Below are 15,006 nucleotides of genomic sequence, written 5' to 3' on the forward strand. Positions count from 1 at the left end.
CCACCTGCAGGTCGATCCAGCATCAATCAGTCGCCTGCGACACCACCGGTGAGGGTAGCCGTCGCTGGCTGGAATCATGATTCGGGGAGCTTTTGCGGGGTGGTCGGATGCACGACCCAGTCTTGCAGAGTGCCATATTCTAGACACCCGCCCCCGGCTTTGCAAACGCGGAAACCGGAAATCCTCTCTGCCTCAACGCCAGCTGGCGCGACACCCGTGCTCACAGCCAGTAGAATGTCGCGCATTCACGGCACACACGCCTCTCGGGCTCGCTCAGGCAGCCTCGCTGGTCGTGCCGCCCTCTACTTCTGATATTTCCTGAGAGTCAGCCATGCGTGTGCTCGGCATCGAGACTTCCTGCGACGAGACCGGCGTCGCCATCTACGACACGGACCAGGGCCTGCTTGCAGATGCCCTTTACAGCCAGATCGCCATGCACGCCGAATTCGGCGGCGTGGTGCCGGAACTGGCGTCGCGTGATCACACTCGCAAGCTGCTGCCGCTGATCCAGCAGGTAATGGATGAGGCGCAGCTGAAGGCCGCTGACATCGATGCCATCACCTATACCGCAGGCCCGGGCCTGGTCGGCGCGCTGATGGTCGGCGCGTCGACCGCGCATGGGCTCGCCAAGGCATGGGGAGTGCCGGTGCTCGGCGTCCACCACATGGAAGGCCACCTGCTGGCGCCGATGCTGGAAGACGACGCGCCCGAATTCCCCTTCGTGGCGCTGCTGGTCTCCGGCGGGCACACCCAGCTGGTCGCGGTGCGCGGACTGGGCGAATACGAGCTGCTCGGCGAGTCCGTGGATGACGCCGCCGGCGAAGCCTTCGACAAGGCCGCCAAGATGCTGGAACTGCCCTACCCCGGTGGCCCGCAGGTCGCGAAGCTGGCCGAACAGGGCGACCCCAAGCGCTATCGCTTCCCGCGCCCGATGACAGACCGCCCGGGCCTCGACTTCAGCTTCTCCGGCCTCAAGACCCATACCATGGTCACGCTCAAGAAGGCCAAGGCTGCGGATGACCTGGATGAGCAGCACTGCGCCGATATCGCACGCGCCTTCGAGGAAGCCGTGGTCGACACCCTGGTCATCAAGTGTCGTCGCGCGCTGGACCAGACCGGCCTCAAGCGCCTGGTCGTCGCCGGCGGCGTGAGCGCCAACACCCGTCTGCGTGAGCGCCTGAGCCATGAGCTGACCAAGCGCAATGCCCGCGCCTACTACCCGCGCGGCCGCTTCTGCACCGATAACGGCGCGATGATCGCCTACGTGGGCGCGCAACGCCTGAATGCCGGCGAGCAGGACACCGGCCCGATGAAGGCCGTGCCGCGCTGGCCGCTGGACAGCCTGGCGGCCCCGAGCAAAGCGCAGGACTGAGCCCTGCCAGACGCCAGCGCCCTGTCAGACAACAACGCCCTGCCGATGAGAATCGGCAGGGCGTTGTCATTGAGGGGCCGGTCACACTCACCGCCGGACACTGACACCAGCAATATGGCGCCTGATAGCGTCAGGCTGGGGCATCAAGAGCAGCGTCAGACCGTAGCATCGGCGCGCGAGATCATGCGGCAGCGCCAGCTGAAGTCCACCGGCCACAACGGCTGCTGTTCGGCGCGCCCGGCGGCCACGAACGCCTTCCACAGCGAGGCGTAATCCTCGCCGGTGACGGGGTGGCGCTCTTCGCCGAACGACTCGGCCAGCGGCAGCAGCACGAAGGCATTGCGATCGACCTCATCGCGCGGCAGCATCACGCCATCGATCTCTCCTGTCAGGGTACCGACGGTCAGCAGGTCCAGATCCAGGGTGCGCGGACTGAACTTGGCGCTGTTCTTGAGGCGACCATTGGCCAGCTCGAGCTGCTTGCACCAGGCCTGCAATTCGCCGACGCTCCAGTCACTCTCGAAACCCGCGACCAGATTGAGGAAGTTGCGCCCGTCGACGAAGCCCACCGGCTCGCTCTCGTAGACGGAGGACAGCGTCAGGTTGCCGAAGGTCGCCTCCAGCGCATCCAGGCAGACCCGCACATGATGCTCGCGCTCGATATTGCTACCGATGGAGATCAGCACCAGACTCATGCCGGCGCATCCGAGACGGTCTCGAGGCTGCCGCGCACGATGCGCACGCCAACGGCGGCGGCTTCCGGCACGGCGCCCGGCTTGCGCACCGTCATGGTCAACCAGGGAATGCCGAACTCTTCACGCAGCAGCGCTGCCAGGCGCTCGGCGAAGGTTTCCACCAGCTCGAAGTGGCTCTCTTCGGCGAAGGTCTGGATGCGCGCGCTGATGGCGGCGTAGTCCAGGGTGTGCGTCAGGTCATCGTCGGCAGCTGCGGCACGAATATCCGTGGCCATTTCCAGATCCATCACCAGACGCTGGCGAATGGTACGCTCCCAGTCATAGACACCAATCACGGTTTCCACGGCCAGAGCCTCGATCAGCACACGATCCACGGCGTTACCTCTATGCTTGTCGAATGAACGAATAAAAACGACGCCCAAGGCCCCGCCATCATGCGACTGATTCTACTGCACCCGGCCCCTGCTTGGCCAAGCTGCCTGCCCCTCTCTCCCTGCCTGTGTGCGACACCTCGGGCACGCAGCGGGTCGACATCATGCTGACGGGCCTGATCGAGTGGACCGCGCAACTGGCCGCCTGGCAACAGTTGAGCCTGCTGATGGCCGTGGCCTATGCCAGCGGTTCGGTGCTGGGCGCGGTGTGGATCTGTCAGCGACTGCGGCTGGCCGACCCACGCCTGGCGGGCTCCTTCAATCCGGGCTTCTCCAATGTGCTGCGATTGCATGGCGCGCTGCCCGCCGCCCTGGTGCTGGTCTTCGATGCCGCCAAGGGCATGCCGGCACTCTGGCTGGGGCTGGCGCTCTCGCTGCCGCCCTGGGCTCTGGGGTTGATCGGGCTGGCCGTGCTGATCGGCCACAGCCTGCCGCTGTGGCACCGTGGCCATCGCGGCGGCAAGGCCGTGGCCGCTGCCTTTGGCGTGCTGCTGATGCTGGCGCCTGGCGTCGCCTTGAGCTGCGCCGCGCTGTGGGTCGGGCTGGCCTGGCGACTGCGCACGGCGGCCATCGCCTCGCTGGTGGCCGGACTGGCGGCACCCCTGTTCAGCCTGTGGCTGGCGCCGCAGATGAGCGGCGTGATTCTGGTCTTCGCCAGCCTGATCGTGATTCGTCATGCACTGAATCTGCGCCGCCTGAGCGATGGCAGCGAGCCGCGCCTGTAAGCATGCTTTGCTCACACGCAGCGCACTGCTCATGAAAAACACGCTCCGCCTCACAAAACCCTTCCTGATGCCACGACGCAAAAGCCCCGGCGCTAGGCCGGGGCTTTCGGGGTCATATACTCGGATCATTTGCTCAGAGCAGGTGCTCAGGCCAGGTACTCAACAGTGGGCAGGTGATCAGTGACTGTGTCCGCAGCCACAATGAGGCGCGTGCACTTCCGGCATGGCCTGCCATTCGCTCAGCGCCTGCTCGATGGCCTGCTGGCGCTGCTCACTGAGCGCACGCCCGATCTCCGCCCCTTTCAGGCCCTGTTCGACCAGAGACTGCGGCGACACCGCCGTCGCGGCTTGCCAGACGGCATTGCCCAGCCGCGCCAACCCCTTGTCCTCGACGGCCAGCAGGGCCACCAGCACCGACTGGCGCTCGCCACGCCGCCAGGCATCGACACCATCCAGCCAGACCTTGAGATCGGCTGCGCTCACGCCACCTTCCCGCCGCGAGGCCTCGTTCAATTCCCGGCAAAGACGTGCCTGCTGGGCGGCGTCACGCACGGCGCTGGGCAGGCGCAAGTCCTGCGCCAGGGCATCGATCTCGTCGCGTGACAGGTGCTCCACCAGGCGCGCCATGCGCCAGCAGACCATCTCCGCCTCATCGACCAGCTGACGCGGCAGGCGGTCCAGACGCGCCAGCGCCGCTGTGAGCTGTTCGGCATCGCGGGTCAGCGACGGCATCAGCACCGCCAGCGCCCCCAGTTCGTCGAGCAGCTGGAAGTAGGCCTCGGGACTGGCCTCGCCCAGCGCCTTCTCGGTCTCCTTCCAGACCCGCTCGGCCACCAGATGCGAGACCTCGCCGCTCTCGACCATGGCGACCATCATCTGCCGTGTCTCCTCCGCGACCGTGAAGCCGAGCCCCTGATAGCGCGCCAGAAAGCGTGCCACGCGCAATACGCGCAGCGGGTCTTCGCTGAAGGCGCTCGAGACATGACGCAACACGCGCGCCTCGAGATCCGCCAGGCCACCGTAAGGGTCGATCACCTCGCCCTGCCCCGGCGTGCTGTCGAGCGGTTCGGCCATGGCATTGATGGTCAGGTCGCGACGAATGAGGTCCTCTTCCAGCGTCACATCGGGGCTGGCATGCACGCTGAAGCCGACATACCCGTGGCCGGACTTGCGCTCGGTACGCGCCAGCGCGTACTCCTCCTGGGTCTGCGGATGCAGGAAGACCGGGAAGTCCCGCCCGACCGGCCGGAAGCCACGCGCCTGCATGTCTTCCACCGTCGCGCCCACCACCACGAAGTCGCACTCGTGCCACGGCCAACCCAGGCGCGCATCACGCACCGCGCCGCCCACGCGATAGACCTCAAGCCCGCTCAACAGGCGGTCACGCGAATCGGTCAGTGAAGAAGGCGTCGTCTGAGTCATGCGAATGTCCTTGCCCTGCGGCACGAGATACAAAGCTGAATGAGGAAAGCGAGGAAGTAAGGCCAGTGACAGCAGTCACGTGCAGGCGGCGTCAGCTACCGCTCTCGACGTCATCACCATGCGTCAATTGGTACTGGGTAAAGCCACCATCGAGGGAATAGACCTTCTCGAAGCCCTGCCCCGCCAGCCAGGCGGCGGCCTGCTGACTGGAATGGCCGTGATAGCAGACCACCACCAGCGGCTTGTCGCGCGGGGTGTCTTCCAGAATGGCACCGGCACTGGCGTTGTCCAGATGACGGCTGCCCGGGATACGCCCCTGCGTGAAGCTGAGCGGATCGCGGATATCGAGTACCACGAGCGACGGGTCGCGTTGGCGCCAGTCACTGAGGGTTGCGAGATCAAGATGTTCGAAACTCATGCGGACTCCGCTTGTTGAGTAAGGGAAAGGCATTCGCCAGCGACGGCAGACCTGCTGTCACTGGCGACGGGAGGGCGCTCAGCGCGAGGTCAGCGCCGGCTCGAAGACGCGCTCTTCCGTCTCGAGATTGAGCGCCGTCAGGCCACCGCCCCACACGCAGCCGGTGTCCAGCGCCTCGACATCCTGACGCGCCGCCGGTGTCTCGCCTTCCAGAGCAGCCCAGTGACCGAACAGCAGGCGCGGCGAATCATCCCAGGCCCCTTCGGGACGCGGGTACTGGAACCAGGGACGGCTCCCCTCCGGCGCGCTGTCCAGCCCTTCCTTGGCCGCGAAATCCAGTCGGCCATCACTGTGCAGAAAGCGCATGCGCGTGAAGACATTGACGATGCAGCGCAGGCGCGGCGTGCCTTCGAGATCCTCCTGCCAGCGGTCCGGCGTATTGCCGTACATCTCGCCGAGAAAGCCTCGATAGTCGTCGCCCGCCAGCACGGCGTGCGCTTCGCGGGCATAACCGGCCGCCTGGTCCAGCGTCCAGCTCGGCAACACGCCGGCATGGCTCATCACGGTGCGGCGATTGCCGACCAGCGCATCCACCATCAGCGGCTGACGACGCAGCCAGTCCAGCAGCTCCTCACGGTCCGGCGCCTCGAGAATCGGCGTCAGCGTATCGGAGCGCTTGTGGCGGCTGAAGCCCTCAGCTACCGCCAGCAGGTGGAGATCATGGTTGCCCAGCACCACCCGCGCATCATCGCCCAGCGACTTGACCAGACGCAGGCACTCCAGCGAGCCCGGCCCGCGATTGACCAGGTCTCCCGCCAGCCACAGCACATCGCGCCCCGGCGTGAAATCGAGGCGCTGCAACAGAAGTTCGAACTCTTGATGGCAGCCCTGCAAATCGCCAATCGCCCACTGCGTCATGCCCACTCCCTGACCGCCGTGGCGGCCTGACTTGCTGTCTTGAATACGAAACGCTGCGTCACGCGGCCACCCTAGTGAACCTGATGCGGACCGGCGAGACGGAACGGTGCGATGGCGACCTCGAAGGTGCGCGCATGGGTCGCGTCACAGAAGGTATAGGCCCCCTGCATCACGCCGACCGGCATGTCGAGCACGGCGCGCGAGGTATAGCGAAAGCTCTCGCCGGGCGCGATCAGCGGCTGCTTGCCGACCACGCCCTTGCCACGTACTTCCTGCTCATCGCCGCTGCCCTGGGTGATCTTCCAGTAGCGCGCCAGCAGCTGCACGGTCTCATCCGTCCCGTTGTGCACGGTGATGGTGTAGCGGAACACGTGTCGGTTCTCGCTAGGACGACTCTCGTCGGCGCAGTACTCGGGTACGGCGTCGATACGGATGTCCGCCACGCTACTCATGCGTCGTGGTCGCTGGCGTTGCGGGCGTCGCCCTTGGCATCGCTCTCGGCATCGAGGCGCTCGCCACTGTCACTATTCCCATCACTACCACTGGCACTGTCGGCTGCCGGCGCACCGTGGCCGACATTGCTGCGCGGACGCTTCTTCGGAGCCTTGTCGGCCTTGTCCACCGTCATGCCCTGCTCACTGAGGTGGTTGCTGATCATCACCAGCTCAGCGACGGTCAGTGTCTGCGGACGACGCGAGGGATCGATGCCCAGCGCGGTCAGCTGGTCGGCATCGATGCGGCCCTTGAAGTTGTTGCGCAGCGTCTTGCGGCGCTGGGAGAAGGCTTCGCGCACGATGACGGCGAGCAGCTTCTCGTCCTTGGCCGGATGCGGCAATTCACGGTGCGGCACCAGACGCACGATGGCGGAATCCACCTTCGGCGCCGGGAAGAAGGCACTCGGCGGCACCAGGAACAGATTTTCCACCGCGCAGTAATACTGGGTCATCACCGACAGGCGGCCCCAGTCGGTGCCACCCGGCTCGGCGGCCAGACGCTCGACGACTTCCTTCTGCAGCATGAAGTGCATGTCAGAGATCGCGCCGCGTGCTTCCAGCAGGTGGAAGATCAGCGGGGTGGAGATGTTGTACGGCAGATTGCCGACCACGCGCAGTGCCGGGCCATCACCGACCAGCTCCGGGAAATCGAAGCGCAGGGCATCGCCTTCGTGGATCACGAAGTCCGGGTAGTTGAAGAACTGCACGCGCAGACCCGGGATGAGGTCACGGTCCAGCTCGATGACTTCCAGCTTGCCTGCCGCTTCCAGCAGCGGGCCGGTCAAGGCACCCTGCCCCGGGCCGATCTCGACCAGGCGCTCGCCTTCCGCGGGACGAATGGCATTCACGATGCGAGAGATAACGCCAAGGTCCTGCAGAAAGTTCTGACCGAAACGCTTGCGAGCGCGATGCGCGGGGAAATGTTGGGACATGGGACTGACCTTCCTCCTGGGAATCCGTCGGGACTCCCGACAACAAGACGCCGCCATGGCCTGCAGGGACACAGGCAGACCGGGGCGGCGAGACCATCCTCGATGGTCGAATGACTGGGGTAGCGAGACGCCACGCTGTGGCGTACGCCTGACGTGCCGCCATGCGGTCACGCCCGAGTGATGCGGGGATTATCTCAGGCTCGCGCGGCGGCTGCCATCTCGATGGCGACACGCACGGCCTGCAACAGGCTACCGACGTCGGCACGTCCGCTGCCGGCGAGGTCCAGCGCCGTGCCGTGATCCACGGAGGTACGCACGATCGGCAGGCCCAGCGTGATGTTGGCGGCTTCACCGAAGCCGGCATACTTGAGCACCGGCAGGCCCTGGTCGTGGTACATCGCCAGTACCGCATCCACGCCCTCCAGATGCCGCGGCGTGAACAGGGTATCGGCCGGCAGCGGGCCATCCAGCTGCATGCCGGTCGCGCGCAGGGCGTCGAGCGTCGGGGAGATCACCTCGATCTCCTCATGCCCCAGGTGCCCGCCCTCGCCGGCATGCGGATTGAGCCCGCACACCGCGATGCGCGGTGCGGCACAGCCGAAGTAGCGCGTCAGGTCCTTGGCGAGGATCTTCATCACCCGCGTCAGGCCCTCGGGCGTGATGGCATCGGCCACCTCGCGCAGCGGCAGGTGCGTGGTGGCCAGCGCCACCCGCAGCCCGGGGCACGCCAGCATCATGACCACTTCCTCGACCCCGCAGACATCGCGCAGGTATTCGGTGTGGCCGGTGAAGCCCGCATGCCCGGCCTCGATCACGGCGGCCTTGGACAGCGGCGCCGTCACCATCGCACTGGCATGACCCGCCTGGCAGGCGGCGATGGCGACATCCAGCATCGCCAGCACATGATCGCCATTGCGCGCATCGATCACGCCCGGCTCGCTGGGCACTGCCAGCGGCACCGGCCACACGGCCAGCTCACCATTGCGGGCCGGCGGCAGCGGGTCGCCCGGCGCCAGCTCATGCACCACCAGCGGCAGTCCCAGCAGGCGGGCACGACTGACCAGCAAGGCGGGGTCCGCCACGGCGACCAGCTGCGCGGGGAACGCTTCCGCCTGACCGGCCAGCATGACCAGCAGTTCCGGGCCGATGCCCGCCGGCTCGCCGGCGGTCAGGGCGATGATGTCGGGCGCAGTCTCTTCGCGACGATTCATGACGGTGTCTCGCTGCTCCACTCGGACTTACTGCTCATCGAGACGGTTGTCGACATAGGCCTCGGCACGCACCTGCTGCTGCCAGGCTTCGAGCTCATCATTGAGCTTGCGCTGGAACAGGGTCTTGCGCACCTTGTCACGCTGGCTGGAGTTGGTCACATCCTGCTGGCGACGCTCCTCGACTTCGATGATGTGGTAGCCGAAGCGGCTCTTGACCGGCTGGCTGATCTCGCCCACGTCCAGACCATTCATGGCCGTCTCGAAGGAGGAGACCGTCTGGCCCGGGCTGACCCAACCCAGCTCACCACCCTTGAGAGAGCTGCCCTTGTCGTCGCTGAATTCCTGAGCCAGCGCGGCGAAGTCCTCGCCTCCCAGCAGACGGCGGCGAATGGACTCGGCACGCTCAAGCGCCTGCTGATCACTGAGGTTCGGGTTGGGCTGGATCAGGATGTGGCGTGCGCGCGTCTGGGAAATCAACGCCTTGCCCGCGCCACGCTTCTCGATCAGCTTGACGAGGTGATAGCCGCTGGCACTGCGCAGCGGCTCGGAGACCTGACCGGCCTGCATGTTCGGGATGACATCGGCGAATACCGTCGGCAGCTCACCGCCGGAACGCCAGCCGAGATCGCCGCCGCTCAGCGCCTGACTGCCGGCGGATTCGGCGGCAGCCAGCTGGGCGAAATCGGTGCCCTGCTCGATCTGCTGGCGCAGGCTGTCGGCCTTGGCGCGCGCGGCCTTGACCTGGTCCGGCGTCGGCTCCTGGGGCAGTGCCACCAGCAGGTGGGCCAGATGGTACTGGACGTCGCTGCCGACATTCTGCTGATTGAGATAGCGATCGATCTCACGATCGGAGATCCGCACCCGGCTAGCCACGCTGCGCTGCTGGATCTGCTGCACCAGCAGCTCACGACGCACCTGATCGCGCACCTGGGCCAGTGACATGCCGTCCTGCTCGAGCTTGTCCGCGAAGGCTTCCAGGCTCATGCCGTTGTCCTTGGCGATGCCACGCAGGGTGGCGTTGAGCTGGGTGTCATCGATGCTGAGGTTGGCCTGTTCCGCCAGCTGCAGCTGAATCTGCTCGTTGACCATACGATCAAGAACCTGACGCTCCAGCACGTCGCGCGGCGGCAGGTTGATGCCACGGCTCTGCAACTGCTGACTCGCCTGGGTGACGCGCTGCTCCATGTCGCTTTGCATGATGGCGTCCTTGTTGACCACGGCAACCACGCGGTCGAGCAACTCGGCGGCACCGGCCGGCAGACTCGCCAGCACAAATGCCAGCCCCAGCGGGGCAATCAGGGTCTTGCGCATCACATGTTCTCTCGGCGTAAAAATGTTGATGGCGCCGCCCTGCGGCGGCGCCCTGGCGTCATTCACGGCCTGGCGCGGCGACTCAGAAGCCCGCGTTGCGATAGCCCGGTACGGCCTGTTCCAGGTAGCTGTCAGCACTCTGGCCAACGCCTCCCAAGCCCTTGAATTCAAAGGTCAGGAAGATGCCATTCTTCTCTTCGTCATCCGAGATGGTGTTGGCGGTGTCGTTGTCATCCTGCCATTCACGCCAGGTGACCTGCACGCCGTAGCAGCAATCGTTGTACTGCACGCCCAACACCTTCTCCAGTGAACGGGAATTGGTGCTGTCATACATGTAGCGGCCCAGCAGCGACCAGCTCTCGCTCATCGGCGTCGCGAAGGAGAAATCCCACTCGTTGCGGGTATAGCCCAGCACGTCATCCTCGTCCTCATCGTCGTAAGGCACGAAGCCTTCGATCTCACGATTGAAGCCAAAGTTCAGTACCGTGCCTTGTTCCGCACGATAACGCAGCGAGGTCTGGGCACTTTCGGTCACGCCACGATCGAAATCCTGGAACACGGCCTGGGAGGCAGTCCACTGGTCGTTGAGCACCACATCGGCCTGGAAGACCACCGGCGAGCGGTCACGCGTCGCACGATAGTAGTCGGAGTAGCTGTCGAAGTCGGAGCGTGAGGTCTTGTCCGGATCACCGTCCATGTCGATGTTGCGGTCCGACAGGTAGCTCGACTGGCCGACGCCCAGCTTGAGGCGCTCACGGCCGCTTTCATCGCTGATGAAGCGTGACGACACGCCGTAGGAGACCTTGTTGGTATCACCGACGCGGTCACCCCCGCTGAAGCGGTACGGCGACCACAGCTGATTCCAGCTGAAGGCATCTTCCGAGGTGTCGAAGTCGGGCAGATCGGACTGGTCGACCTCCGGCACGTAGGCGTAATAGAGGCGCGGTTCCAGCGTCTGGGTATAGCCGTCGCCGAACCATTCGGTCTCGCGATCGAAGATCAGGCCGCTGTCCAGTGACAGTACCGGGATGGTGGCGGACGGGCTGGTGCTGCGGTCGGTCTCGCGGTCACCGTAGTCCAGGCTGTATGACAGGCTGACCAGCTGGGCGCGCGGCTCGATGAAGCTCCAGCTCTGATCGCTGCGCCAGCCCAGCGCCGGCGCCAGACGCAGGCGCGAACCATTGGCGGCCTGGTCTTCGTCGATGTCGGTATCCGTCTCATCGACATCACGCCAGAAGTAGGTCGCGTTGGAATTCCACTCTTCGTAGAAGCCGTTGGACTGACTCCAGCGGCCATCCGCGGTCAGACTCGGCAGACGGTAGAACGGCTTGTCATCGTTATCCAGCGGGTAGTCCATGCGCTGGTAGCCCTGCGCCTTGAACTGCAGGTCCCAGACATCGCCGTGATAATCGAGCTGTGCCAGACGCTCGAGGCTATCGGTTTCCGTTTCCCCGAAATTGCGCCCGAAGTCGTCGAAATAATTGCCATCGGAGGCGGCGCCGTACTTCAACTGGTAGTCGGTACGGGCATCATAGCGGCCAGCATGCTGGTAGTTGATGTACCAGCGGTCCTCGCCGATCAGGTCTTCCTCATCATCGTCGGGGTCGCTGCCGCCATCGTCATCGGCGAGCCAGGCGCCCTCGATGCTGCCTTCATCGCCACGCGGCAATAGATAGCGGAACTCGCCTTCCAGCATCTCGCCACGCTCGGAGATGTAACGCGGCGTGAGGGTGGCATCGTAATTGGGGGCCAGGTTCAGGTAGATCGGCTGGGCGTAATCGAAGCCGCTGGAGCTGGTGTAGCTGAACTGCGGCCACAGCAGCCCCGTGTGGCGACGGTCATCGACCGGGAAGCGCACGTAGGGCCAGTAGAAGACCGGCACGCCGCCCATTTCCATGCGCGCATGCTTGGCCGTTCCCCAGCCGGAGTCCTGATCGATGGTGATGTCGCTGCCGACCAGGCGCCACAGGCTGTTGCCCGGCTCACAGGAGGTGAAGCTGGCATCCTTCAAGCGGTAGCGACCATCCTCGAGACGCGCCAGCTGCACCGCGTCGCCGCGCACATGCTGCTCGTGAAAGACGTAGTGGCCGTTGTCGACGCTTGCCGCATCGCTGTTGAGCGAGACCCGCGCGTCGTCGCCACGCAGCAAGACCCCGGGCTGGCGATAGGTGACAGGCCCCTTGGCGGTGGCGGTGTCACGCGCCTCGTTGACGCTGACCTCGGGCGATTCCAGCTGGGAATCGCCGCGGCGCAGCACCACCTCCCCCATCAGGGTGGCGACACCATCGTTGCCGTAGTTGGCCTTGTCGGCCGAGGTCGTGACCTGCTCCGGCGTGTCGCCCGCTTCGATACGGTAGGCCGGCGTGACATAGCGCCCGGAGCACAGCTTGCCCTGCGGCACCTCATCATAGGGCTGCCAGTCGAGCTGACTGGCTGACAGGGGCTCGGGCGGAGCGGCCTGTGCCATCAGAGGGGCGCCGGCGGCCAGTGGCGCCAGGGTCCACAGCAGACGGAAAACCAGTGGCTTGAGCTGCCAGACCGGGCGGTCATCGCCCAATCGGGCTATCGGTGCCTGCCGGGAATGAGCAGACAGAGAGGGAGTCGCGAAGCGACGCTGACGTCGCCCGGGAGCGGTCGTCGGCTTGCCCGGATGGGATGAATGGCTGCGCTGGGCCATGGCTGCTCTGTGTCCTTGGCTGGGGGAATCGGTATTATACAGGCCCAGCAACCGGCCTTCCTGCTTGCCGGTTCCGCCTGCCTCTCGTCACCACACGACAGCATGCGGGGCCGCGGCACAGGCGTCAACTGACAGCCGGCCCCGCACACGCCGACAGGAGCCCAAGCCCCATGACATCCGACGCCCGCCGCCAGGCGCTGCACGCCTGGGCCGCCGCCCGCCACGACCTCACGCCAGAGGCCGTGCGCATGAGCGCCGTGGCTGACGACGCCAGCTTCCGCCGCTATTTCCGCCTGCACCTCGAGGAACTCGACCCGGCCACGCCGGCGCGCATCCTGATGGACGCCCCACCCGAGAAGGAAGACAGCCACGGCTTCGTCGCCATCGCCCGCCAATGGCGCGACGCCGGCCTGCCGCTGCCCGAGGTCTTCGCCTTCGACGAGACACTCGGCTTCCTGGAGCTGGAAGACCTCGGCGACACTCCGCTGATGACCGCCCTGACCAGCACCGAGCACGCCGACCACTACTATGGCGAAGCCATCGGGCTGCTCGAGCAGCTGCATCAGCTGCCGTCCGGCAACCTGCCTGCCTATGACGACGCCCGCCTGTCCGCCGAACTGGAGCTGTTTCCGGAGTGGTGTCTCGGCCAGCTTCTCGACATGCCGCATGACCGCCGCTACGCCGCCTGGGGCAAGCTGACTGACCAATTGCTCGCGGCCGCCAGCGCGCAACCGGTGGTGACCGTGCATCGCGACTTCCATGCCCAGAACCTGTTCCTGCATCAGTCGGCATCCCAGCACCAGCCCCGGCTGTGGATCATCGATTTTCAGGACGCCGTCAGCGGCCCCGAGAACTACGACCTGATCTCGCTGCTGCGCGACCGTCACTGGCGCTGGCCGGAACCCGCCATGGCGCGCTGGATCGAGCAGGCGCGTCTGGCCGCCTTGCCACGCTACGCCGCGGCCGGCCTGCCGGCACCGAGCCCGCTGGAATACCGCCAGAGCGTCGAGCGCATGGGCGTGCAGCGCAATCTCAAGATTCTCGGCATCTTCGCGCGTCTGACACTGCGGGACGCCAAGCCTCGCTACCTGACGCTGATGCCGCGCTTCCTCGGCCACCTGCGCGAAGGTCTGGCCTTCTGCCCGGAACTGATCTCCTTCACCCACTGGCTGGATGAGGTGCTGACGCCGGCGCTGTCGCTGCGGCTGGCCGAGGAATGCGAGGCGCGCGATCTGCGTCTCGCCAATGGCGAGCGCCCCGAGATCAACCTCGATGATTACGATGAGCTGGCAGCCCTCGCCGATCGCGCCGCCCGCCTGCAGCGCAATGCGGCCACCGCTACGGCGAAGAGCGCTGCGGCAAGTGGGGAAAGCGCAGCAAATGCCGATAACCAGCCGGGGAGCCACTGATGCGCGCGATGATTCTGGCGGCCGGTTTCGGCACGCGCATGCGCCCGCTGACCGACCACACTCCCAAGCCGTTGCTGGAAGTCGCCGGGCTGCCGTTGCTTGAGCACCATCTGCTGCGTCTGGAAGCGATCGATGTGGACAAGGTCGTCATCAATGTCGGCCACCTGGCCGACAGGATTCTGAGCCACTTCGCCGCGAAGCCGAATGCCCAAGGCCAGCTCGAGGCTTGCTGGCAGGGGCGCAAGCGCTCCCTGACGCTGATCTTCTCGCGCGAGGAGACGCCGCTGGAAACCGGCGGCGGCATCGCTCGCGCCCTGTCACTCTCCGATGCGCTGACGCAGGATGCAGGCGATGACACGCCCTTCCTGCTGATCAATGGCGATGTCTGGTGTGACGTCGACCTCACGCTGCTGACCATCCAGGCGCTGGCGAGCCATTCACTGGCCCCGCTTGCCGACCAGCCGCAGGCGCTGGCGGGTCTGGTGGACAACCCGCCACATCATCCCCGCGGGGACTTCCTGCTCACCCCAACGGGGATAGTGAAGGATGAAGCCGGCGCCGAGAGCGACGAACAGGACGAAAAGGAAGAGAAAGATGAGCAAGAAGAGCAGGCCGGCAGCCGGCTGACCTTCTCCGGCGTGTCGTGGCTGTCACCGCGCCTAATCCGCCGCGCCATCGCCGAGACGCCGGCCTATCAGGGCCCCGACAGCGTCTTCAAGCTGGCGCCGCTGCTGCGTGAGGCCATGCAGCATGGCGAGGTGCGCGGCCTGCATCATCGCGGCGCCTGGATTGATGTCGGCACCCCACAGCGTCTGGCCGAGCTGGATGAGCTGCTGAGCCACGCCAGGGCCTGAGCCAGCGCGATATAAGCTCAGCGCTGGACGTTCCTCCGGGCACGCCGATGACAATGCTACCCTGTGCGCCATCGTGCTCACCGCGCCCTTATTCCTGTAGCCCCTGGCCTTTATAGCCACTAGCGCCGGGCCGGTGG

At 65.8% G+C, this 15,006-nt stretch carries 13 protein-coding genes and 1 pseudogene; 4 read left to right on the forward strand and 10 right to left on the reverse strand.

Going from position 1 to position 15,006, the window contains the following annotated elements:
* Nucleotides 1-331: 331 nt before the first annotated feature.
* Nucleotides 332-1,372: a tRNA (adenosine(37)-N6)-threonylcarbamoyltransferase complex transferase subunit TsaD gene (gene tsaD, locus QD356_RS14950; RefSeq protein ID WP_192839130.1), complete on the forward strand. Its 1,041-nt coding sequence runs from the start codon at nucleotides 332-334 to the stop codon at nucleotides 1,370-1,372.
* A gap of 155 nt (nucleotides 1,373-1,527) precedes the next feature.
* Here the strand turns inward: tsaD and folK are convergent, their stop codons facing one another.
* Nucleotides 1,528-2,067 carry a 2-amino-4-hydroxy-6-hydroxymethyldihydropteridine diphosphokinase gene (folK, locus tag QD356_RS14955; protein ID WP_054557226.1) on the reverse strand — a complete coding sequence of 180 codons (540 nt, stop codon included), beginning with the start codon at nucleotides 2,065-2,067 and terminating at the stop codon, nucleotides 1,528-1,530.
* Nucleotides 2,064-2,441, reverse strand: coding sequence for a dihydroneopterin aldolase (gene folB / locus QD356_RS14960; RefSeq protein ID WP_043334640.1), 378 nt, complete (start codon nucleotides 2,439-2,441; stop codon nucleotides 2,064-2,066). Before folB ends, folK begins: the two co-directional genes overlap by 4 nt.
* A gap of 161 nt (nucleotides 2,442-2,602) precedes the next feature.
* Between folB and QD356_RS14965 the strand changes: the two genes are divergently transcribed.
* Nucleotides 2,603-3,223, forward strand: a complete 621-nt coding sequence (locus tag QD356_RS14965) for a glycerol-3-phosphate acyltransferase (protein ID WP_192839131.1) — start codon at nucleotides 2,603-2,605, stop codon at nucleotides 3,221-3,223.
* Nucleotides 3,224-3,400: 177 nt separating this feature from the next.
* Here the strand turns inward: QD356_RS14965 and QD356_RS14970 are convergent, their stop codons facing one another.
* The 8 genes and pseudogenes from QD356_RS14970 to QD356_RS15005 all read right to left on the reverse strand — a co-directional run bounded on the left by QD356_RS14970 (nucleotide 3,401) and on the right by QD356_RS15005 (nucleotide 12,606).
* On the reverse strand, nucleotides 3,401-4,645 hold the full coding sequence (locus QD356_RS14970; protein ID WP_192839132.1) for a polynucleotide adenylyltransferase: 1,245 nt from the start codon (nucleotides 4,643-4,645) through the stop codon (nucleotides 3,401-3,403).
* Nucleotides 4,646-4,736: 91 nt separating this feature from the next.
* Nucleotides 4,737-5,063 carry a thiosulfate sulfurtransferase GlpE gene (glpE, locus tag QD356_RS14975; protein ID WP_054557228.1) on the reverse strand — a complete coding sequence of 109 codons (327 nt, stop codon included), beginning with the start codon at nucleotides 5,061-5,063 and terminating at the stop codon, nucleotides 4,737-4,739.
* Nucleotides 5,064-5,141: 78 nt separating this feature from the next.
* On the reverse strand, nucleotides 5,142-5,981 hold the full coding sequence (locus tag QD356_RS14980; protein ID WP_131432747.1) for a symmetrical bis(5'-nucleosyl)-tetraphosphatase: 840 nt from the start codon (nucleotides 5,979-5,981) through the stop codon (nucleotides 5,142-5,144).
* Between the two features lie 71 nt (nucleotides 5,982-6,052).
* Entirely contained in the window at nucleotides 6,053-6,433 is a 381-nt protein-coding gene (gene apaG, locus QD356_RS14985; protein ID WP_043334633.1) for a Co2+/Mg2+ efflux protein ApaG, read from the reverse strand.
* Between the two features lie 185 nt (nucleotides 6,434-6,618).
* Nucleotides 6,619-7,407 (reverse strand): annotated as a pseudogene (gene rsmA, locus QD356_RS14990) (16S rRNA (adenine(1518)-N(6)/adenine(1519)-N(6))-dimethyltransferase RsmA); the annotation flags it as partial.
* A gap of 194 nt (nucleotides 7,408-7,601) precedes the next feature.
* Nucleotides 7,602-8,618, reverse strand: coding sequence for a 4-hydroxythreonine-4-phosphate dehydrogenase PdxA (pdxA, locus tag QD356_RS14995; protein WP_043334631.1), 1,017 nt, complete (start codon nucleotides 8,616-8,618; stop codon nucleotides 7,602-7,604).
* Between the two features lie 27 nt (nucleotides 8,619-8,645).
* Nucleotides 8,646-9,929 carry a peptidylprolyl isomerase gene (locus QD356_RS15000; protein ID WP_043334629.1) on the reverse strand — a complete coding sequence of 428 codons (1,284 nt, stop codon included), beginning with the start codon at nucleotides 9,927-9,929 and terminating at the stop codon, nucleotides 8,646-8,648.
* Nucleotides 9,930-10,011: 82 nt separating this feature from the next.
* Nucleotides 10,012-12,606 (reverse strand): LPS-assembly protein LptD, encoded by a 2,595-nt coding sequence (locus QD356_RS15005; RefSeq protein ID WP_225996626.1) that lies wholly within the window; start codon nucleotides 12,604-12,606, stop codon nucleotides 10,012-10,014.
* Between the two features lie 170 nt (nucleotides 12,607-12,776).
* Between QD356_RS15005 and QD356_RS15010 the strand changes: the two genes are divergently transcribed.
* Together QD356_RS15010 and QD356_RS15015 are read left to right on the forward strand one after the other, a co-directional pair.
* Nucleotides 12,777-14,015, forward strand: a complete 1,239-nt coding sequence (locus QD356_RS15010) for a phosphotransferase (RefSeq protein WP_192839133.1) — start codon at nucleotides 12,777-12,779, stop codon at nucleotides 14,013-14,015.
* The gene (locus QD356_RS15015; protein ID WP_279878232.1) at nucleotides 14,015-14,869 is read left to right on the forward strand and encodes a nucleotidyltransferase family protein; all 855 of its coding nucleotides are present in this window, start codon (nucleotides 14,015-14,017) and stop codon (nucleotides 14,867-14,869) included. The genes QD356_RS15010 and QD356_RS15015 overlap by 1 nt, the downstream gene beginning before the upstream one ends.
* Nucleotides 14,870-15,006 lie beyond the last annotated feature (137 nt).

The sequence above is a fragment of the Cobetia sp. 2AS genome (assembly GCF_029846355.1).
Classification (GTDB): domain Bacteria; phylum Pseudomonadota; class Gammaproteobacteria; order Pseudomonadales; family Halomonadaceae; genus Cobetia; species Cobetia amphilecti.